The following is a 19,810-nucleotide window of genomic DNA, read 5'->3' on the forward strand; positions in this document are numbered from 1 at the left end:
GATCAACCGTCAAGCAATGGCACCACCCGGTGCGGCTTCACCTTGCTGAGACAACTCCGGATGCCCTTCGATATGGCCGTGTTTGCGGAAGGCGTAGGCCTTGAGCTTCTTCAGCCAGTCGAGCTGTGCCTTTGAATCACCCTCCGCCAGACCATGCAGGGCATAGAGCAGGTCGAGATACTCGGCCACTCCGGGCGGCGGCAGCCCGGCCTCCTTGGCGGCCTGGCGGTCCTGGGCGAGCTGGGAGGCGGCTTCGATCAGCACCTCATCGCTCATCTCGGCAGTGTCGCGCGCCCCGGGAATCTGACCAAAGTGCGCCCTTCCACGCGAGAGCAGCCAATCCGTGTACACGCCCCGGCCCGCATCGAGATTCAGCACGATGCAGCGACGCAGAAAGGCCGGCGGCAGTTCGCGCTCCTCGTTGGTGGTGATGATGACCAGTGGGAGCGCCTGCCCAGGGCCGCCAATGGCAAGGTTCAACCCGGGAATGCGGAAGCTGCGCTGGCCCAGCACCTCCAACAGCGCGTTGGGCAGATCGGACTCGGCCTTGTCGATTTCATCGATCAGCAGCACGTGGCCGGCGGGCGCCGATGGATTCACCGAATCGCGGCAGCTCCCATAGTTCACCGCAGAACTCCAACCAAAAGCCCGCCAGAGCGGGCCGGGCTCCCAATAATCGGCCTCCCGTTTCTGCAGCCAGTCTGCATCGGCGTCACGCCACTGGGCATCAGCCAATCGCCTCACTGCGTCGAAGCGGTAGAGAAGATCCAGCGGCTCGTAGCGCGAATGAATGGTGGTCGACTCCAACTGCCAGCCGAGGTGATGCGCTGCAGCCCGAGCCAGCTGCGTCTTGCCAGTGCCTGGCTCGCCGCGGACCAGCAGCGGGCGTCGTGCCGCCATCGCCAGCGTCAGGGCGTCGATTTCGGGCTGGGACCATTGGTGCCAGGTGGCGTCGAGGTGGTCGGTCTGTGCAAGACAAACCACCTGCCCCGCTTGGAGTACTTCAAATCTTGCCATTTTGGTTCTTTCCGATCCCACCGAAATCAGCCTGAATCTCTTCCACAAGCGCCGTCAGTTCTGCCTCGACTTCAGCCCTGGTGCAAGCCGCCAGTGATTTCTCGCCATCCTTCATGCGAATCTGCAACCGCTGCAACTCGGGGTGCGCTTTCCAGGCGCATGTCCTGTGAAGAACGGGATAGACGCGAAAGCCCGCATGGACCCGACGGCGGATCAGGTCGGGCAGTTCGACGTTGTTGATGAAGACCGAATTCAGGAAGTCCATCGATATCAGCATGACGCCGACACTGCACGACTTCAAGGCGGTGTCGATCTTTTCCCGCCAATCATCGCCCGTTCCGATCTCCTGGTCCGACCAGACTTCAAAGCGGCCATCGAACTCCAAAGCACGCAGGTGCCCCTTCACGAGGTCGTGCCAATCGGCCTTGTCTTGGTGCGAGTAGCTCAAGAAGACCTTGACGCCTGCAGGTCCGTCTTGGCCCACCTTCGTCGACTTGGCCACCGTCGATGCCCCCGCGTAGACGCGTTGAATGATGTCTTCGATGTGCTGCAGCAGATTCCCCTGCAGCTTCCTGAACTTCTCGTCAAGGCCGCCCTCGTCCGGCCTCGACCACGTGAACGACTCCAGCCCATACTGGTCGCGCAGCCAGACCCTCGTGCCGGCCTCCACTTCCGGGTGTTCCTTCTGCGTGAGCCCAAACACCGGGTCGGTGAAATCCCTTCGACGACGCGCGGCGGCCAGCATGTCCGAGATGTCCGCCTCGTCCTGCAGCCCCCTGCGCCTGACGGTTTCCAGCTCCTGCCGCCTGGCTTGCGAATACTCAGCCCCGCCACCACGCGTGTGGTTCAGGTACGCCAGCAATTCAGCCGAATGGGCCTGCTTCACGTCCCGCCAGCCGAATTCGAGGGGCGGCAGATCGGTCAACAGGTTCAACACGAGCGGACGCCCCTTGGCGTCGACGGACATCTTCACTCGGCACTGGAGCCACGCAGCAGCCACCAGCGCAGCCGCCAGCCGATCGGCCATCGGCACCACCAGCAGTCCGGACTCCTCCTGGCTCGCAGGATCAAGGCCCGCCGCGTCAATACGCCGTTCGCACAGGACCAGGGTCATCAACTCGACGACCTCGACCACCCTTCGATGGACGGTGTTCAGAGTCCGGGGCGTTGGCCAGTCCAGCTGGCCAACCACGTCAGCGATGTCCAACAAGGCAGGGTTGGGTACTGCATCAGAAATGCAGAACGAGCAAATCGCTTCAGGGGTCACAGGGTCGGTCCCCGCCAGTTGCGCCCAGTGCGCAAAGAAGGCATGGGCACGGACCACCGGGTCAAGCCACGCCTCGCTCGCAGCGGCCTTCAGCGCACGCTGTAGCGCCGTTTCGCTGCGGACTCTGGCCTCAGTTCCGTTGGTCTCTCCTCGCGCCGCCGGCATTCGAGCACTCCCTCCGATGCATGCTGTCGGATTTTTTCAGATATCAGCCCTTCACCACGTACCTCACCCCCGGCAGCCCCTGGAAATGCGCATCCTGGGTCAGCACCGTGGCTCCGTGGAGTTGGGCAGTGGCGTAGATCAGCGCGTCGGCCATCGGCAACTTGTGCTGCACGCTCAGTCTGGCGGCCAGCATCGACACCGGTTCGTCCACCACCAGCACACGGCCCTGACGCAAGAAGCCGATCGCCTGGATCGCACGGTCCTCCCCGGCGCCGATCATCACCTTCTTGAACACCTCGTACATCACGATGGCCGGCACCAGCAGGTGCTCGGTATCCTCGATCGCCGTGGCGAAGTGTTCGGCCTGCGGGGTGTCGGCCAGGTATTCCAGCCAGCCAGAGGTGTCCACCACGTTCAACATCGCATCGCCCTCCCCGGCACCCAACACCTAGAGTCGACACGCGTCGATCAGCGGTCAGCCTCGTCGCGCGCAAATGCGGTGTCCATGCCCCGGCACAGCCCGCGTGCGGCGCGCATGGGTCGCACGGGAACGATTTCGATGCGGTCACCGTACTGCAGCACCTGCAGCGGCATGCCCGCCTGCAGCCCCATCGCCTCGCGGATGTGCTTGGGGATGACGACCTGGAACTTCGGAGACAAGGTCAGCGTGGGTGTGTCCATGATGTTGCCGGAGCCAGATGATCGATCGAACATTTGTTGAACGATGATAGGCTGGTCATGTGCAGGGAGCAACGATGGGCTTGACCTCAAAACCCGATGACAACCTCTTCCGCGACCTGTTCCCCTCGGTGCGCGATGCCATCTGGTTCAACCTGGGCCAGCGCCCGCCCGCCGAGGGGTGGCAGCGCGTGCAGATGGAGATGGCAGGGGTGCTGGCGGGGGTGAATGGCAGGGGTGAGGCGGTCGAGGCAGCCGAATGAAGCGCCAGCCCGCCGCACCCGGCACGGATCTGCCACCCGGCTGGCCGGAGGAGTGGCGCGGCGTGTTGAGCGACAGCGCCCTGTGTACCGCCGGCAGCCGCAGCATCTACGACCGCGCGCTTGACTACGCGAACACCTCGTCGATCGAGGTCTCCGAGGAAGACCCGTTGCCCGAACCGGCGCTGCGTGCCTTCGTGCGTGGCAGCGAGCTGTACCAGACAGAAATCTGGATCGAGGACGATCAGATCGCCGGCAGCTGCTCCTGCCCGCACGCCGAAGAAGGCTGGTTCTGCAAGCACCAGACCGCCCTGGCGCTGCTCTGGCGCCAGCGGCTGGCCGCACCACCGTCGGCAGCGGCGGCGGCGACACAGGCGAACCGGCCCGGGACAGGACGCAAACGACCGCTGTCGCTGGCCGGCGTCCTGCACGCGCAGGACGCCAGCACCCTGGCCGACAAGCTGCTCGAACTGGCCGGGCGCGATGCCGAGTGGGCGCGCGAGCTGCACCGCTGGAAGAAGCTGCAGGAAGCGCCCGCCGACCTGGACACGCTGTGGGAGGTCATCACCGATACGTTGGAGCCCGATGCCGAGTTCCTGGGCTGGGGTGAAACGGCCGAGTACGTACGCCGGGCGAGTGGCGCCCTGCCCTTCATCGCGCAGGCCCGCAAGGCCGACCCCGAAGGCGCCGTCGAACTCTGCATGGACGCGCTGCGCCAAGGCTGGAGCGTGCTGCAGCGCGCCGACGACTCCGACGGCGACATCAGCGGCCTGTGCGCTGAACTGGGTGCCGCCTTCGTGGCCACGCTGGAAGCGGCGGGGCCGCTGCCGGCCACGTTCGGCGACAGCTATCTGGCACTGCTCGAAGAGGACCCGTTCGGCAGTTTCGACACCGAACAGGCCGAGTGCGCTTTGGGCCCCGCTGCCCAGGCCCGACTGCGCGAGCGCCTGGCCCAACGCTGGCAGACGCTGGTGCCCCCGGGTACGGAGGGCCGGCCGCCTCGTGACTTCGACGCCCGCCGCTGGATCACCAAGCGCCACTACCTGCGCCAACTGGAGCGCGACGGCGACCTGCACGAAGCCCTGGTGGTGCTGCGCAGCGACCTGACCGTGTCGGCCGAGCATGCCGAATTGATCGCCTACCTGATCGACCACGGCCAGCCAGAGGTTGCCCTGCGGCAGGCAGAAAGCTCCTTGCTCGCACACCCGCGCGACCGGCAGATCGAGAGCGAGAAGCTCCGCGCCCTGGAGCACACTGGGCAGTTTGCCGAGGCCCTGGTGCTGACGCGCAGCCGCTTCGACCGCAGCCCAGGCCTGCCGGACTACCAGGCCGTGCTCAAGGCCGCCACGGCCGCGAAGGCGGACCTCCCGGCCCTGCGCGCGGAACTGCACGCCAGCCTCGTCCACCGGGAGCATGAGGATCTGGACATCGCCCGGCGCCGCCACGCACGCATGAAGCCGCTCGGGTTCAGCCCCTACGCGGCCCTCGAATCACCGCCGCCCTCCGCCCCCAACGTGAGCCTGCGTGTCGAGATCCTCCTCAGCGAGGCGTGCCGGGACGAGGCCTGGGCAGCCGTCCAGCCACCCGCCCTGTGCCGGGGCCCCCTGCTGCACACCCTTGCCCGGCACCTGCGCGCCGACCGCCCGGCCGACGCCGTGACGCTGCTGCAGCGGGTGCTGCGCGACGAGATGCGCAACGCCAAGAGCCCCTACGCCGAGGCGCTCGCGCTGGTGCGCGAAGCGATCGCCCTGATGCCACCCGAGCCACGTGGGCGCTGGCTGGCCGACCTGCGCGCCGAGTTCAAGGCCAAGCGCAACTTCATCGCCGGGTTGCCGGCGGGTTGACGCGGATGCCCAGTGAATCCCGTCGCCCTTGACGTTGCAGACCGCTGCGGCGCTGGCGAGCACTTGATCCGCGTCTGGGAGAGCGACGGGCCGTCCACGTCCAGTCAGCCCGAGCGCCGATCGACGAACTCGACAGCCGTGTCGTCGTCGCCCTCAGCGGTTGGACCCGCTTGCCGCCGTTCCGGAGCTGCAGCGGCTGGCACCGGTGCTTCAGATCGAAGGCAGCGACTGCCTGCTGGAAACACTGAAACCTGCCGCGGTGCCACATTGCTCGACAACCGACGACGACTTTTGCCTTTCCACCGTGATGCCCGGAGGGCAGGCGGCCGAGTCGGAGCGCCGCCCGCCCCGGGGCATGGGAAAACACGCTGGCAGCCGCCCCACGGCAGGACTAGTGTGAGTCCGGGCTCCCAGCCTCTGACGTGCTGCGGAGCCGGTTCATGTTCCTCTGTCCCCTGCAGAAAGGCATCCGTCCCATGAACACCCTGACCACCTTCCGCTTCCCTGAGGGCACCTGCATTGCGCAGGCGCAGCCGTTTGCCGGCGTGCCGGTGACGCTGGAGTCGCCCGCGCGGGCCGTGATGACCGACCTGACGCATGTGCGGGCGGCCACGATCGCGCCGGACACGCCGCTGACCGAGGCGCGGCAGACCATGATCCACCAGGGGGTGCGTCTGCTCTTCGTGGTCAGCCAGATCTCCTGCATGGACGGGCTCATCACCTCGACCGACTTGGAAGGCGAGCGGCCGATGCAGCAGATCGCGCGGCGCGGGGTGCGCTACGAGGAGCTGGTGGTGGCGGACGTGATGTCTCCGCTGGCGACGCTGGATGCCATCGACCTGGAGGAACTGGCGCACGCCGACGTGGCCAAGGTCATCGCCACGCTGAAGCAGGTGGGCCGGCGCCACCTGCTGGTGATCCAGAAGGGCAGCCCCCACCAGGGCCCGCGGGTGCGCGGGGTGATCTCGCTGTCGCAGATTGAGCGGCAGCTCGGCCAGCCCATCGCGATGCTGGAGACCGCGGGGAACTTCGCCGAGATCAGCGCCTCGCTGGCAGCTGCGGCCTGAGGCAACCTGAGGCGCACTGAGCCGCCCAGGAACACCCCGATGCGGCATCGGCCGATGCGGGAATGTCCCGGGGCGCGCTGTCACCGCGCCGACACGCCAGGGCGCGCGGCGCCCCTACAGTGGCGGCATGTCGAATCCGTCCCCCTACCTCCCGCGGCGCACAGCGCGCAGCCTGTTCCTGCCAGTGCGCCACCAGCGCTACCACGTCCATGTCTGGGGCGACCCGTCGCTGGTGACGCCCGAGCGGCCGGCGCTGGTGATGGTGCACGGCTGGATGGACGTAGGCGCTTCCTACCAGTTTCTCGTGGACGAGTTGGCGGCGCTGGAAGGCGAGGCCCGCTATGTGATCGCGCCCGACTGGCGCGGCTTCGGCCTGAGCAGCGGGGCGCCGGTGGACAGCTACTGGTTCCCGGATTACCTGGCCGACCTGGATGCGCTGTTGCGTGCACCGGAGTTGGGCCTCGACGCTGCCACGCCGATCGACCTGGTCGGCCACAGCATGGGTGGCAATGTGGTGATGCTCTACGCCGGGGCGCGGCCGGCGCGCATCCGACAGCTGGTGAACCTGGAGGGCTTCGGCATGCCGCGCAACACGCCCGAGCAGGCGCCCAGGCGCTACGCGCAGTGGCTGGACGAGCTGGCCGAGCCGAGCCAGCTGCGCAGCTACCCGAGCGTGGCGGCAGTGGCCGGGCGGCTGATGCAGAACAACCCGCGGCTGCGCGCCGACCGTGCCGCCTGGCTGGCGCCGCACTGGTCGCAGGAGACGGCGCCCGGGCAGTGGGAGATCCTGGGCGACCCGGCGCACAAGAGAGTCAACCCGATCCTCTACCGCGTCGACGAGGTGCTGGCCTGCTGGCGCGCGATCACCGCGCCGGTGCTCTGGGTCGAGGGCAACGAGACGGACGTGACGAAGTGGTGGGGCCACCGCTACCCGCGCGAGGACTTCGAGGCGCGCCTGGCCGAGGTGCCGAGCCTGGAACGCCACCTGCTGAGCGACTGCGGCCACATGCTGCACCACGACCAGCCGGCGGCGCTGGCGCAGCGGTTGCGCCGCTTCCTCACGGCGCCGGGCTGAAGTCGGCACGGTCCGCCAGCGGGGTGGCCGGCCCGTGCGAAAATCGCGGGCTTTTCCGCAGCCGCGGTGGCCCCTGGGGCGTTGCGGCGGGCGGTGACCCATCGAAACGGATCCGTCCATGGACAACGAACAGATCAACGCCATCGGCACCGCCCTGGCCGACCTCAGCGAGCGCACCAATGCGCTAAGGGGGTATCTTTGACTACGAACGCAAGTCACTGAGGCTGCAGGAAGTCAACGCCGCGCTCGAGAACCCGGACATCTGGAACGACCCCAAGCGGGCGCAAGAACTGGGCAAGGAGAAGCGCACGCTGGACGATCTGGTCGGCACGATCGACCACCTCACCAGCAACCTGGCCGACAACTCCGAGCTCTACGAGATGAGCAAGGAAGAGAACGACCTGGACGGCCTGCAGACCATCGCCGATGAGGTGGGCGCGCTGCGCGAGTCGATCGAGAAGCTCGAATTCCGCCGCATGTTCAGCAACCCGGCCGACCCGAGCAACTGCTTCATCGACATCCAGGCCGGCGCCGGCGGCACCGAGGCCTGCGACTGGGCCAACATGCTGCTGCGCCAGTACCTGAAGTACTGCGAGCGCAAGGGCTTCACCGCCACGGTGGAAGACATCACCGAGGGCGACACCGCCGGCATCAAGAGCGCCACCATCAAGGTGGAGGGCGACTACGCCTTCGGCCACCTGCGCACCGAGACCGGCGTGCACCGCCTGGTGCGCAAGAGCCCGTTCGATTCGTCGGGCGGGCGGCACACCTCGTTCGCTTCGCTGTTCGTCTACCCGGAAGTCGATGACTCGATCGAGATCGACATCAACCCGGCCGATGTGCGCACCGACACCTTCCGCGCCTCGGGCGCGGGCGGCCAGCACATCAACAAGACCGACTCGGCGGTGCGCCTGACGCACATCCCGACCGGCATCGTGGTGCAGTGCCAGGATGGCCGCAGCCAGCACAGCAACCGCGACGTAGCCTGGAAGCGCCTGCGCTCGCGGCTGTACGACTTCGAGATGCGCAAGCGCATGGAAGAGCAGCAGAAGCTGGAGGACACCAAGACCGACGTCGGCTGGGGCCACCAGATCCGCAGCTACGTGCTGGACAACAGCCGCATCAAGGACCTGCGCACCAACGTGGAAATCTCCGCGACGCAGAAGGTGCTCGACGGCGACCTGGATGCCTTCATCGAGGCCAGCCTGAAGCAGGGCCTGTGATGTCGGTGACCCAGCCGGTCGTGGCGTTGCAGGCCGTCCTGTTCGATATGGACGGCACACTGATCGACAGCATGCCGCTGCACCAGCGCTCCTGGCAGCGCTGGCATGCCGAGCTGGGCCTGCCGTTCGACGCGGCCGGCTTCTTCGAGGCCACCGCCGGGCGCACGAACGTGGAGATCCTGGCCGACCTCTTCCCGGAGCGGTCGCGCGCCGAGCTGGACGCACTGGCCTGGCGCAAGGAAGCGCTCTACCGCGAGATCGCCGCCACCGAGCTGAAACTGATTGCCGGCGCCGAGGCGGTCTGCCAGGCCGCCCGGGCACAGGGTCTGAAGCTGGCAGTGTGCACCGCGTCGCCGCCGGAAAACATCACCGTGGCCTTCGAGCGCTTCGGCATGGCCGGCTGGATCGATGCGGTCACCTCGCCCGCCGATGGTCTCAGGGGCAAGCCGCACCCGGACATCTTCCTCGCCGCCGCCGAGCGCCTGGGCGTACCGCCCGCCGCCTGCCTGGTGTTCGAGGATGCGCCGCTGGGCATCGAGGCCGCCCGCCGCGCTGGCATGGCCGCGGTGGCGCTGACCACCACGCTGCCAGCCGCGGCCTTTGCCGGCCACGCCAACCTGGTCGGCACGATGCCGGATTTCACCGGCTACGCGCTGCCGGAGACGCTGCCCGAATGGTGACCCGAATCCCTTTCCGGCCTGCCCACCTGACGGTGCAGGCAGCCCGGCCCCTACACGAACGTACCGAGAGAGACCCCCATGATGCGTGAAGGCAGCAGCCCCGTGCTGGTCCGCCGTGAGGACTACACCGCGCCCAGCCACTGGATCCGCAGCGTCGACCTGAGCTTCGACCTCGACCCGGCCAAGACGCTGGTGATCAACCGCATGCGCGTCGAGCCCAACGCCGACCGCCCGGGCGAGCCGCTGCGGCTGGACGGCGAGGCGATCACACTGACGCGCGTGCTGGTCAACGGCGAGAGCGTGTCCTTCCGCAACGAGGGCGGGCAGCTGGTGCTGGACAAGCTGCCCACGGAGGCCTTCGACCTGGAGATCCGCAACACCTGCGCGCCGGAGAAGAACACCGAGCTGTCGGGCCTGTACACCTCGGGCGGCGGCTTCTTCACCCAGTGCGAGGCGCAGGGCTTCCGCCGCATCACCTACTTCCTGGACCGCCCGGACGTGATGGCGGTGTTCAAGGTCACCCTCAAGGCCGACGCCCGCGCTTACCCGGTGCTGCTGTCCAACGGCAACCTGATCGACTCGGGCACGCTGGACAAGGGCCGGCACTTTGCGGAATGGAGCGACCCGCACCCCAAGCCCGCCTACCTCTTCGCACTGGTCGCGGGCAACCTGGTCTGCCGCGAGCAGAAGATCCGCAGCCGTTCGGGCCGTGACCACCTGCTGCAGGTCTACGTGCGCGCCGGCGACCTGGACAAGACCGAGCACGCGATGAACTCGCTGATCGCCTCGGTGGCCTGGGACGAGGCCCGCTTCGGCCTGAGCCTGGACCTGGAGCGCTTCATGATCGTCGCGGTGAGCGACTTCAACATGGGCGCGATGGAGAACAAGGGCCTGAACATCTTCAACACGAAGTTCGTTCTCGCCAGCCCCGCCACCGCCACCGACGTGGACTTCGGCAACGTCGAGGCCGTGGTCGGCCACGAGTATTTCCACAACTGGACCGGCAACCGTATCACCTGCCGCGACTGGTTCCAGCTCAGCCTGAAGGAAGGCCTGACGGTCTACCGCGACCAGGAGTTCAGCCAGGACATGGCCGGCGAGGCCTCGGCCCGCGCGGTCAAGCGCATCGAGGACGTGCGCCAGCTGCGCCAGTTCCAGTTCGTCGAGGACGCCGGCCCGATGGCGCACCCGGTGCGCCCGGACCAGTACCAGGCCATCGACAACTTCTACACCGCCACCGTCTACGAAAAGGGCGCCGAGGTGGTGCGCATGATGGCCACGCTGGTGGGCCGGGCCGGTTTCCGCCGCGGCATGGACCTGTACTTCCAGCGCCACGACGGCCAGGCGGTGACCTGCGACGACTTCGCCCAGGCGATTGCCGATGCCAACCCGGACAGCGCCCTGTCCGTGCGGCTGGAGGCCTTCAAGTGCTGGTACGCCCAGGCCGGCACGCCGCGCGTGAACGCCAGCGGCCAGTTCGACGCCGTGGCCGGCAGCTACACGCTGACGCTGTCCCAGCGCAGCCCGGCCACGCCGGGCCAGCCGGGTCAGGCTGGAAAGCAGCCCTTCGTGATCCCGATGGCCCTCGGCCTGATCGCCGCCGATGGCGTGGCGCTGCCGCTGCAGCTGGAAGGCGAAACCGCCCCACACGGCACCGAGCGCGTGCTGGTGCTGGAGCAGACCAGCCAGACCTGGGTCTTCACCGGCCTGGGCGAGCTGACCGCGGCGCCGGTGCCCTCGCTGCTGCGCGGCTTCTCGGCGCCGGTGGTGCTGGAGTGGGCCGCCTCCGAGGCCGAGCTCTTCACCCTGCTGGCGCACGACCACGACGCCTTCAACCGCTGGGAAGCCAGCCAGAAGCTCGCGCTGGCGCGCCTGCTCGCCGCGGCGCAGGCCGATGGTGGGGCGGCCCACCTTGACGAGGCCTACCTGCAGGCCATGCGCCATGTGCTGCGCGACGAGCGGCTCGACGCCGCCTTCAAGGAGCTGGTGCTGACGCTGCCGAGCGAGGCCTACGTGGCCGAGCGGCTGGCCGAGCAGGGCGTGCCCGTCGACCCGCAGCGCATCCACGCCGCGCGCGAGACGATGCGCCTGCAGCTGGCCCAGGCCCTGCACGACGACTGGGTGTGGGCCTGGGAGACCCACCAGGACAACGGCGGCTACCGCCCCGACCCACTCTCCAGCGGCCGGCGCGCGCTGGCCAACCTGGCACTGGCGATGCTGGTGCTGGCCGCCACGCTGCGCCACGACCCGCTGTGGCCCGGCCGCGCCTACCAGCGCGTCAAGGACGCCGGCAACATGACCGACCGGGCGGGCGCCCTGGCCGCGCTGGTCAACGCCCGCGCCTCACTGGCCGAACCGGCGCTGGAGCGCTTCCACGCCCAGTTCCGCGACGAGGCGCTGGTGATCGACAAGTGGTTCAGCCTGCAGGCCAGCGCCAGCGAAAGCGACGGCATGGTCTTTGCGCGCATCAAGGCACTTGCCCAGCACCCCGACTTCACGCTGAAGAACCCCAACCGTGCGCGCAGCCTGCTGATGGTGATGACGCAGAACCCCGCCGTGCTGCACCGCGCCGACGCGGCCGGCTACGTGTTCTGGGCCGACAAGGTGGTCGAGATCGACGCCTTCAACCCCCAGCTCGCCGCCCGCCTGGCGCGCGCACTGGACCGCTGGCGCGCCCTGGCCGAGCCCTACCGCAGCGCCGCGCGCGAGGCGATCAGCCGCATCGCCGCCAAGCCCGAACTGTCACCCGACACCCGCGAAATCGTCACGCGGTCGCTGGCAGACTGACGCCGATCGACACCGCGTGACACCGAGAATTGCCGCACCGCGCAAACCCATACGAACCGGAGGCCCACGATGAACGACAAACGCATCTCCCTGACCCGCTACCTGGTCGAGCACCAGCGTGAGCACAGCCATATCCAGCCGCAGCTGCGCCTGCTCATCGAGGTGGTGGCGCGCGCCTGCAAGCACATCGCCATCTCGGTGAACAAGGGCGCGCTGGGCGAGGTGCTGGGCTCGGCCGACACCGAAAACGTGCAGGGCGAGGTGCAGAAGAAGCTCGACGTCATCGCCAACGAGGTGCTGATCGAGGCCAACGAGTGGGGCGGCCACCTGGCGGCGATGGCCTCCGAGGAGATGGACAGCATCCACGTGGTGCCGCACCGCTACCCCCAGGGCGAGTACCTGCTGCTGTTCGATCCGCTGGACGGCTCGTCGAACATCGACGTCAACGTGTCGATCGGCACCATCTTCTCGGTGCTGCGCAAGGTCAGCAACCATCGCGGGGTCAGCGAGGAGGACTTCCTCCAGCCCGGCAAGCAGCAGGCCGCGGCCGGCTACTGCGTCTATGGCCCGCAGACCACCCTGGTGCTGACCTTCGGCGACGGCGTGGCGATGTTCACCCTCGACCGCGAGACCGGCTCCTGGGTGCTGACGCAGGACCAGGTGCAGATCCCGGCGGACACCAAGGAGTTCGCGATCAACATGTCGAACATGCGCCACTGGGCCGACCCGGTGCGGCGCTACATCGACGAGTGCCTGGCCGGCAAGGAAGGCCCGCGCGGCAAGGACTTCAACATGCGCTGGGTGGCCTCGATGGTGGCCGACGTGCACCGCATCCTGACCCGCGGCGGCGTCTTCCTGTACCCCTGGGACCGTCGCGAGCCGAACAAGCCCGGCAAGCTGCGCCTGATGTACGAGGCCAACCCGATGGCCTTCCTGGTCGAGCAGGCCGGTGGCCAGGCCACCAACGGCACCCAGCGCATCATGGACATCAACCCGAGCGCACTGCACGAGCGCGTCAGCGTGATGCTGGGCTCGAAGAACGAGGTGCAGCGCGTCACCGACTACCACCAGGCGGCGACCAGCGCCAGCTGATCGGACCTGGGTCTGGCGGGTCGACAGCCATCTGGCTGGTTGGCCGGCCACCTGGAGCTTGCCCCTGAAGCACGAAGCTCGCCCTGGGCGCGCTTTTTTCGTCTCGGCGGTGGTTCCCCCACCCTCAGTGCACCCTCATCGCCCTCATCGCCCTCAGCGCCCTGGTGCTGCCGGACGAGGCTCGGCGAGTTCCGGCGCCAGCCAGGGCAGCAGCCCGGCGCCGGCGGCGCGCAGCTGCAGCGAGGCCTGGAAGCCGTCGTGCAGCGCGTTCACGTAGGCCACGCGCAGCTGGTAGTGCTCCGCCTCGGCCGACATCAGGTCGAACAGCGAGCGCCTGCCCAGCTTGGCCCACTGCTCGTAGGTCGAATTGCGCACCTGGTCACTGTCGGCCAGCACGCCCGCGTAGTGGTTGGCGCGCTGGAACGACGTGCGCGCGGCGTCGTGGTAAGTACCGGCCAACTTGGCGCGCTCGTTGACCAGCGCCTCCTGGGCCCGCCGCGCCGCCGACGCCCGCTCTACGGCAGCGCGCGTGCCAGCGGCGACGGCGCCACCGTCGTCGAGCGTGTAGTTCAACGTGAGCCCGGCGTTCCAGGCCGTGCTGCTGACTTGCGCGGCCCGCCCGGCATTGGCGCCCACCTGCCAGCGCAGCTGCGGCGCACCCTCGGCCTGCGTCGCCTTGGCGAGGCTCTCCTGCGCATCGGCCTGCAGGCGCAGCTGGCGCACCTCGGGGCTGTTGGCGATGTCGTCGGTCACACGGGCCAGGTCCGGCACCTCCAGCAGCGGCACGCCCACCGCGCCCCAGGGCGAGACATTGCCGCCCACGATCAGGCGCAGCCGGGCGTCGACCTGGCGCAGCGCGGCGACGGCCTCATCCCGGGCGATCTCGGCCTGACGCTGCCCCTTGCGGGCCTGCACCAGCTCGCTGGAACGGCCGCGGTCCTGGGCCACGATCTTCTCCAGCGACTGCGCCAGGCAGCCCATCTTGGACACGTACTGCTGGTAGACGCGCAGCTGCAGGCGGTAGCGGTTGCGGTCGATCACCGCGGCGGTGGCCTCCTTCACCACGCGCTCGCGCGAGGTCACCACACCGCCGGTGCTGGCGTCGAGCAGCCGCTTGCGGTAAGCGGCCAGCTGATCGATGCGGCCACCGTCGTACAGCGGCGCGGAGACCGTCAGCGAGGCCTGGCCGGTGCCGCCCACGCCCTGGGTTGTGCCATCCACGCGGCTCTGGCCGACACCGAGTGCGCCACCCAGCGCGATCGACGCGGCCCGTGCCGCCTCGGTCTGCTTCAGGTCCTGCGCCGCCGCCAGGCTGGCGTGTTCGGCGCCACGCGCATCGGCACTGCCAACCACGGCCTCGCGGGCCAGCTGGCCCAGCTGCTCCAGTCCATTGCCCGCGCTCATGCCGTCGAACAGCGCGGACGGGCCGATGCGGCCCACTTCAGGCAGTGCCGGCAGGCTGGCGCGCGCCTCGGAGGGATCCTCGCAGTAGCCGGCATGGGCCACACTGGTGACGGCCAGCAGCGCCACAGCCAGGGATCGGATCGGGTTCATCGGGCAGTCTCCACGGCGGGGCCGGTGGGTTGGATCAAGGGACCAGGGAGCCAGGGGCAGAGGTGCGGAGGGACGTTCAGCGTTCGCGCATCGCCTCGCTGCCCTTGAGCATGGGCTTGAGGAGGAACTGCATCACGCTGCGGTCGCCCGTGCGGATCTCGACAGCGGCCGTCATGCCGGGCAGCACCGGCAGCGGCTGGTTGTCCTTGGCGCGCAGCATCGAGACATCGGTGCGGATGCGTGCACGGTAGTAACTGGTGTCGGCGGCCCCCATCCGGCTGTCCTCGCCCAGTGCATCCGGGCTGATGTAGTCGATGGTACCTTTCAAGCCGCCGTAAATGAAATAGTCGTACGAGGTCAGTTTCACTTCCGCCGGCTGGCCGACGCGCACGAAGCCGATGTCCGCCGGCCGGATGCGCGCTTCCACCAGGATCTTGTCCGACAGCGGCACGATCTCCATGATCGGCGCCCCCGCGGTCACCACCCCGCCGATGGTGTTGATGCGGATGTTCTTCACGATGCCGCGCAGCGGCGACTTCAGCACCGTGCGCTTGAGGGCGTCGTCGCGCACCACCTGCTGCTCGCCGAGCTGGGCCAGTTCCGTACGCACCTTCAGCAGCTCGGTGGAGGCCTCCTGGCGGAAGCGGTTGCGCCGCTCCTGCATCTGCATCTGCAGCTCGTTGCGCTGGCGGCGCAGCCGCATGACCTCGACCTCGGACATCAGGCCCTGCTCGGCCATGTGCTGGGCGGTGGAGAGTTCGTTGTCCAGCAGCGCCATGCTGCGCCGCGTCAGCTCGATGCCCTCGCGCAGCGCCTGCTGGCGCGCTTCATAGGCCTCGGTCTCGGCCGCCACCACGGCGGCGTCGATGCGCACTTCGGGCGGGAAACTCAGCGGCCGGCCCGCCACCTCTGCCAGCAGCCGCGCCGAGGTGGCGCGCAGTGCGGTCTGCTTGGCCAAGCCCTCGTTCTGCTGCGCGCTCACCCGCGTCGGGTCCAGCTGCGCCAGCTCCTCACCGGCCTGCACAACCGCCCCCTCGCGCACATGCAGCGCACGCAGGATGCCCGGCTCCAGACTGGCGATGACCTGCTCGCGCGCCTCCGGCACGATGCGGCCCTCGGCTCGGGTGACGATGTCGACCTTCGCGTAGACCGCCCAGACCACCGCGGCGATCACCGTCAGGCACAGCAGATACAACGCCCACAGCGCGTGCGGCGAAGCCTCCTGCACGATCGCGGCCCGCACGCCCTCCAGCAGCTGCTCGTCCCCGCGCACGAAGCGGCCGGGCGAGTGGCGCACCACGGCGCGGGCCGGCGCTTGTCGGGTCGACCGTGTTGGCAAGGCATCGGTGAGCAGCGGGGGCTCGGCCGAGGCCACGGCCTCGCTGCCGGGGATGGCTTCGGACGCAGGCACCCGTGCCACGCCCAGCGGGATGCCCACGGTCGCCGGGCCGCGCCGCTTCAGGCTCAGGCCGGTGCCCGCCTTCACGGTGCCACTGCTGCCTTTCGCCCCGGCGCCGGCCGGACCGGAGGGGCCTGGTGCGGATCGGGCGGGCTGGCCTGCGCTGACGAGCCGCTGGCGCAGGCGCTGCCACAACGAGGCCTCCATCGCAGCCGAAGCGGGCAGTGCAGTCGAGTTCGATTCGGCCATCGTCGATTCCTCAGGCCACCACGTTCAACGGCGGCGACGGCGGCGGCACCGGCACGCCTGCGGCGCCGGCCACCTCGCCGGCACCCGGCTGGGCCCGGGCGCCTGGACGCTGGCCTGCCAGCGCCGCCAGCACCTTCTGCTTCGGCCCGTCGACGATCACCCGCCCGGCCTCCATCACGATGATGCGGTCCACCAGCTCCAGCAGCGCCGGCCGGTGCGTCACCACCACCAGCGTGCGCTGCGCCACCAGGCCCTTGAGCTGGGCGATGAACTGCGCCTCGGTCTGCGCATCCATCGAGCTGCTGGGCTCGTCCATCAGCAGCACCTGCGGCTGCGTGACCAGGCAGCGCGCCAGCGCGACCAGCTGGCGCTGGCCGCCGGAAAGCATGCTGCCACCCTCGCCCACCGGCATGTCCAGGCCGAGCGGGTGCGCCGCGGCCACCTTGTCCAGCCCAGTCAGCCGCAGCACCTCGGGCAGCGCCTCGGCCATCGCGCGGGGGCGGCCTAGCAGGATGTTCTCGCGCAGCGAGCCGCGGAACAGCCGCGGCTCCTGCGCCACGAAGCCGACGTGGGCGCGGTAATCGGCCGGGTCGATCTGGCGCAGATCGATGCCGTCCACCTCGGTGTAGCCCTCGCTGGGCTGGTACAAGCCGGCCAGCAGGCGCAGCACGGTGGACTTGCCGCTGCCGATCTTGCCGAGGATGGCCACGCGCTCGCCCGCAGCGATGTGCAGCTTCAGATCCCTGAGCACCGTGGGCCCCTGCTCCTGGCCGGCCACGCGGTAGGTGAAGCTGACCTCGCGCAGGCCGAGCTGCCCCTGGATGCGCGGGCGTGGCAGGTAGCGGCGCCTCTCGTCGCGCTCGCTGGGCTGCGCCATCAGCTGGTCGAGCACACGCAGCGCGGCACGCGCGCCCTGGTAGCGCGACGCCAGCGCCACCACACCCGACAGCGGTGCCACCACCCGGCCGGCAAACATCACCGCGGAGATCAGCGCCCCGCCGGTGAGCACGCCGTCGTGGATCAGGTGCACGCCCCAGACCAGCATCACCACGGTGATGAACTGCTGCGCCACCATCGTGATGTTGTTCACCCAGCTGGCCAGCGCCCGGGCACGCAGCGAGGTGTGCGCCGCGGCGGCGTTGGCCTCCTCGTACTGACGCAGGAAGTGGCCCTGAGCGCTCGCGGCGCGCACCGCTTCCATGCCTTCCATGGTCTCGATCAGCAGGCCGTGCATGTCGGCCTGCTGACGCTGGTTGGCCGTCATTGCGCGGCGCAGCACGTGCTGGATGCCGAAGGTCAGCGCCAGGATGGCCGGCACCGCCACCAGCATCACCAGCACCAGGTCACCGGCGACGAACCAGATCATCGCGATGAACAGCGCGATGAAGGGCAGGTCGCTGATGGCCGACATCGTTGCCGAGGTGGAGAACTCGCGCACCACCTCCAGCTGCGCCAGGTGATGGGCAAAGGAGCCGGCCGACTCGGGCCGGTTCTCCAGCCGGATCGACAACGCCTTGCGAAACAGGATGGCACCGAGCAGCAGGTCGGCCTTCTTGCCCGCCAGGTCGATCAGGTGACTGCGCAGCTGGCGCGCAAACAGGTCGAATAGCACCGCCAGCCCGGCGCCGATGGCCAGCGACCACAGCGTCACGAAGGCCTGGTGCGGGATCACGCGGTCGTACACCACCGAGGTGAACAGCCCGACCATCAGCACCAGCACGTTGCTCAGCAGCGCGGCCAGCATCGCACCGCGGTAGTAGGGCATGAAGCGGCGCAGCGTGCCCCAGAGCCAGTGCCGCCCGCCCAGCGCCAGTTCGTCCGGCGCGCCGCCGGCGGCCCGCTCGCCGGGCGCCAGGCGCGGCGTGGCGAACAGCACCAGGCCGGCGTACTCCTGCCGCAACTCGCTCTCGCTGGCCAGCACCTCCACGGGCGGCTGGTCGGCCTCGCCCGGCGGCATCAGGATGCGATAGCGCAGTGCCTGGCCTTGCACGACCCGCTCGGTCAGGATGCAGGCGTCGCCGTTCTTGAGCAGCAGGATGGCCGGCAGCAGCAGCGCCAGGATCTGGCCCGGCTCGCGCTCGACCACCGAGGCATTGAACCCCGCTTCCTGCAGCACCCGCACCGCCAGCGGCGGCGTGAGCATCTGCACGATGCCTGGCCCCGCCAACAGCGAGGCGGCGCTGCGCGGCCGACCATGGTGCGCGCACAGCCAGACCAGCGACTGCAGCAGCGGGTCATCGGTCGGGGCGGGCAGGGACACAGGGGCGTCGGACATGGGCGGTCAGGTCGGCAGTTGCTGCCTCACAGTCGCAGGCCGAACTGCTCGCTGGCCACCGCCAGCATGTGCTGCATCGAGTGGTCGCCGTGGAAGGCGGCCATCGCCAGCCGGTGACGCGCAGCAATGCCTTCCTTGCCGCCCCGGTCGAACAGGGTGATGCCCAGCTCCACCACCGCCTGCGGCTCGACGATGTCCTGCGGGCCGTAGAAGACGACGTGCTCGCGCGGCAGGTCACGCACCGGCGGCAGATGACGGAGCGACTCCGGCAGCACCGGGATGCCGCCGCTGATCAGCGCGTCGAAGATGCGGATCGGCACGTCGTTGAGCACCGGCACGATCCAGTGCAGCTTGTGCGCGGTCCACTCGGCCAGGCGTTCCTCGGGCGTGCGCACGTGGAAGCTGCGGTCGCTGAAGCCGATGCTGGGGTAGCGCTGGCTCAGCGTGGTCACCACCCGGTTGCGGAAGCCGAACGGCGCATAGGGGATGTGCTTGCCCAGCGGCGCATTGCTGCGCTCGGCGGTGAGCATGTCGGCCAGGTGATCGGCCAGGAACGCGCGCGGCCACTGCACCGAAGTGCAATACACCGGGCCGGCGAGCGTCGGGTTGTAGCGGCTGAGCAGGTAGAGGTTCTCGTGGTGCGCGGGCGCGTAAACATCGCTGTGCGCGGCCAGGAAAGTGCTCACCTCCAGCCAGTGGTGGTTGTCCCAGTCCCAGGCGATGAACACCGTGCGCTCGCAGCGCCGCACCAGTTCGGCATAGCCGGGCATGCCGTTGCCATGGCCGACGTCGTTGTTGTTGACCACCACGACGCAGCCGGTGAGCGACTCGGCCAACCGGCCCAGCGCCGCCAGGTCACTGCTCTGGAAGCAGCCTTTGTCGAGCACCTCCACGGGCAGGCCTGGGTGACCAGGGTGGCGGAAGTCGAAGCCCTGCAGGTTGTTGCCGATCAGCAGTTTGCGCACCGGCTCGCCCGCAAAGTGCTCGCGCAGCCGGCGCTGGCGCGTCTGGCGCGCCGAGGCCTGGAAGAACAGGGCGTCATCCTGCCCGAAGACCATCAGCTCGCGGCTGTGGCGCGACGGCAGGTCGGCATCGCGCAGCGCGCGCAGGGGATTGGCCAGGACGGCTGACATGGGCAGGGACTCCGGGACGGTTTCGACGGTGGCGGTGCGGGCGAT

16 protein-coding genes are annotated in these 19,810 nt (G+C 69.0%); 8 read left to right on the forward strand and 8 right to left on the reverse strand.

Annotated elements, in window-relative coordinates; genetic code table 11:
* Positions 1 to 9: 9 nt before the first annotated feature.
* The 4 genes from NGK70_RS15625 to NGK70_RS15640 are packed head-to-tail and all read right to left on the reverse strand — an operon-like array spanning position 10 to position 3,130.
* A complete protein-coding gene (locus tag NGK70_RS15625) occupies positions 10 to 1,017 on the reverse strand; it encodes an AAA family ATPase (RefSeq protein ID WP_251969439.1) in 1,008 nt (335 codons plus the stop codon).
* Complete coding sequence (locus NGK70_RS15630) at positions 1,004 to 2,449, reverse strand: toll/interleukin-1 receptor domain-containing protein (RefSeq protein WP_251969440.1); 1,446 nt, start codon at positions 2,447 to 2,449, stop codon at positions 1,004 to 1,006. Before NGK70_RS15630 ends, NGK70_RS15625 begins: the two co-directional genes overlap by 14 nt.
* A 43-nt stretch (positions 2,450 to 2,492) precedes the next feature.
* Positions 2,493 to 2,870, reverse strand: coding sequence for a type II toxin-antitoxin system VapC family toxin (locus NGK70_RS15635; RefSeq protein WP_251969441.1), 378 nt, complete (start codon positions 2,868 to 2,870; stop codon positions 2,493 to 2,495).
* Positions 2,871 to 2,917: 47 nt separating this feature from the next.
* Positions 2,918 to 3,130, reverse strand: a complete 213-nt coding sequence (locus NGK70_RS15640; protein WP_251969442.1) for an AbrB/MazE/SpoVT family DNA-binding domain-containing protein — start codon at positions 3,128 to 3,130, stop codon at positions 2,918 to 2,920.
* 80 nt (positions 3,131 to 3,210) lie between these two features.
* Between NGK70_RS15640 and NGK70_RS15645 the strand changes: the two genes are divergently transcribed.
* The 8 genes from NGK70_RS15645 to NGK70_RS15680 all read left to right on the forward strand — a co-directional run bounded on the left by NGK70_RS15645 (position 3,211) and on the right by NGK70_RS15680 (position 13,155).
* The gene (locus tag NGK70_RS15645; protein WP_251969443.1) at positions 3,211 to 3,390 is read left to right on the forward strand and encodes a hypothetical protein; all 180 of its coding nucleotides are present in this window, start codon (positions 3,211 to 3,213) and stop codon (positions 3,388 to 3,390) included.
* Positions 3,387 to 5,231 (forward strand): SWIM zinc finger family protein, encoded by a 1,845-nt coding sequence (locus NGK70_RS15650; RefSeq protein ID WP_251969444.1) that lies wholly within the window; start codon positions 3,387 to 3,389, stop codon positions 5,229 to 5,231. The genes NGK70_RS15645 and NGK70_RS15650 overlap by 4 nt, the downstream gene beginning before the upstream one ends.
* A gap of 476 nt (positions 5,232 to 5,707) precedes the next feature.
* Positions 5,708 to 6,298: a CBS domain-containing protein gene (locus NGK70_RS15655; RefSeq protein ID WP_251969445.1), complete on the forward strand. Its 591-nt coding sequence runs from the start codon at positions 5,708 to 5,710 to the stop codon at positions 6,296 to 6,298.
* 127 nt (positions 6,299 to 6,425) lie between these two features.
* Positions 6,426 to 7,373, forward strand: coding sequence for an alpha/beta fold hydrolase (locus tag NGK70_RS15660; protein WP_251969446.1), 948 nt, complete (start codon positions 6,426 to 6,428; stop codon positions 7,371 to 7,373).
* 118 nt (positions 7,374 to 7,491) lie between these two features.
* Positions 7,492 to 8,596 (forward strand): peptide chain release factor 2 gene (gene prfB / locus NGK70_RS15665; protein WP_251969447.1). Its coding sequence is split into 2 segments (ribosomal slippage): positions 7,492 to 7,572 and positions 7,574 to 8,596, totalling 1,104 coding nucleotides; the frame shifts between segments, so codons are not numbered across the junction.
* Positions 8,596 to 9,276, forward strand: a complete 681-nt coding sequence (locus NGK70_RS15670) for an HAD family hydrolase (protein ID WP_251969448.1) — start codon at positions 8,596 to 8,598, stop codon at positions 9,274 to 9,276. Before prfB ends, NGK70_RS15670 begins: the two co-directional genes overlap by 1 nt.
* 81 nt (positions 9,277 to 9,357) lie before the next feature.
* On the forward strand, positions 9,358 to 12,063 hold the full coding sequence (gene pepN / locus NGK70_RS15675; protein WP_251973800.1) for an aminopeptidase N: 2,706 nt from the start codon (positions 9,358 to 9,360) through the stop codon (positions 12,061 to 12,063).
* A 69-nt stretch (positions 12,064 to 12,132) separates the two neighbouring features.
* A complete protein-coding gene (locus NGK70_RS15680; protein ID WP_251969449.1) occupies positions 12,133 to 13,155 on the forward strand; it encodes a class 1 fructose-bisphosphatase in 1,023 nt (340 codons plus the stop codon).
* Positions 13,156 to 13,308: 153 nt separating this feature from the next.
* On the opposite strand, the gene NGK70_RS15685 is transcribed toward NGK70_RS15680, so the two are convergent.
* The 4 genes from NGK70_RS15685 to NGK70_RS15700 all read right to left on the reverse strand — a co-directional run bounded on the left by NGK70_RS15685 (position 13,309) and on the right by NGK70_RS15700 (position 19,765).
* Positions 13,309 to 14,709, reverse strand: a complete 1,401-nt coding sequence (locus tag NGK70_RS15685; RefSeq protein WP_251969450.1) for a TolC family protein — start codon at positions 14,707 to 14,709, stop codon at positions 13,309 to 13,311.
* 76 nt (positions 14,710 to 14,785) lie between these two features.
* A complete protein-coding gene (locus tag NGK70_RS15690) occupies positions 14,786 to 16,357 on the reverse strand; it encodes an HlyD family type I secretion periplasmic adaptor subunit (RefSeq protein ID WP_251969451.1) in 1,572 nt (523 codons plus the stop codon).
* 10 nt (positions 16,358 to 16,367) lie between these two features.
* Positions 16,368 to 18,632 (reverse strand): type I secretion system permease/ATPase, encoded by a 2,265-nt coding sequence (locus tag NGK70_RS15695; protein ID WP_251969452.1) that lies wholly within the window; start codon positions 18,630 to 18,632, stop codon positions 16,368 to 16,370.
* A gap of 26 nt (positions 18,633 to 18,658) precedes the next feature.
* Positions 18,659 to 19,765 (reverse strand): hypothetical protein, encoded by a 1,107-nt coding sequence (locus NGK70_RS15700; protein WP_251969453.1) that lies wholly within the window; start codon positions 19,763 to 19,765, stop codon positions 18,659 to 18,661.
* Between the last annotated feature and the right edge of the window lie 45 nt (positions 19,766 to 19,810).

This window comes from Sphaerotilus microaerophilus, assembly GCF_023734135.1.
Classification (GTDB): Bacteria; Pseudomonadota; Gammaproteobacteria; order Burkholderiales; family Burkholderiaceae_C; genus Sphaerotilus; species Sphaerotilus microaerophilus.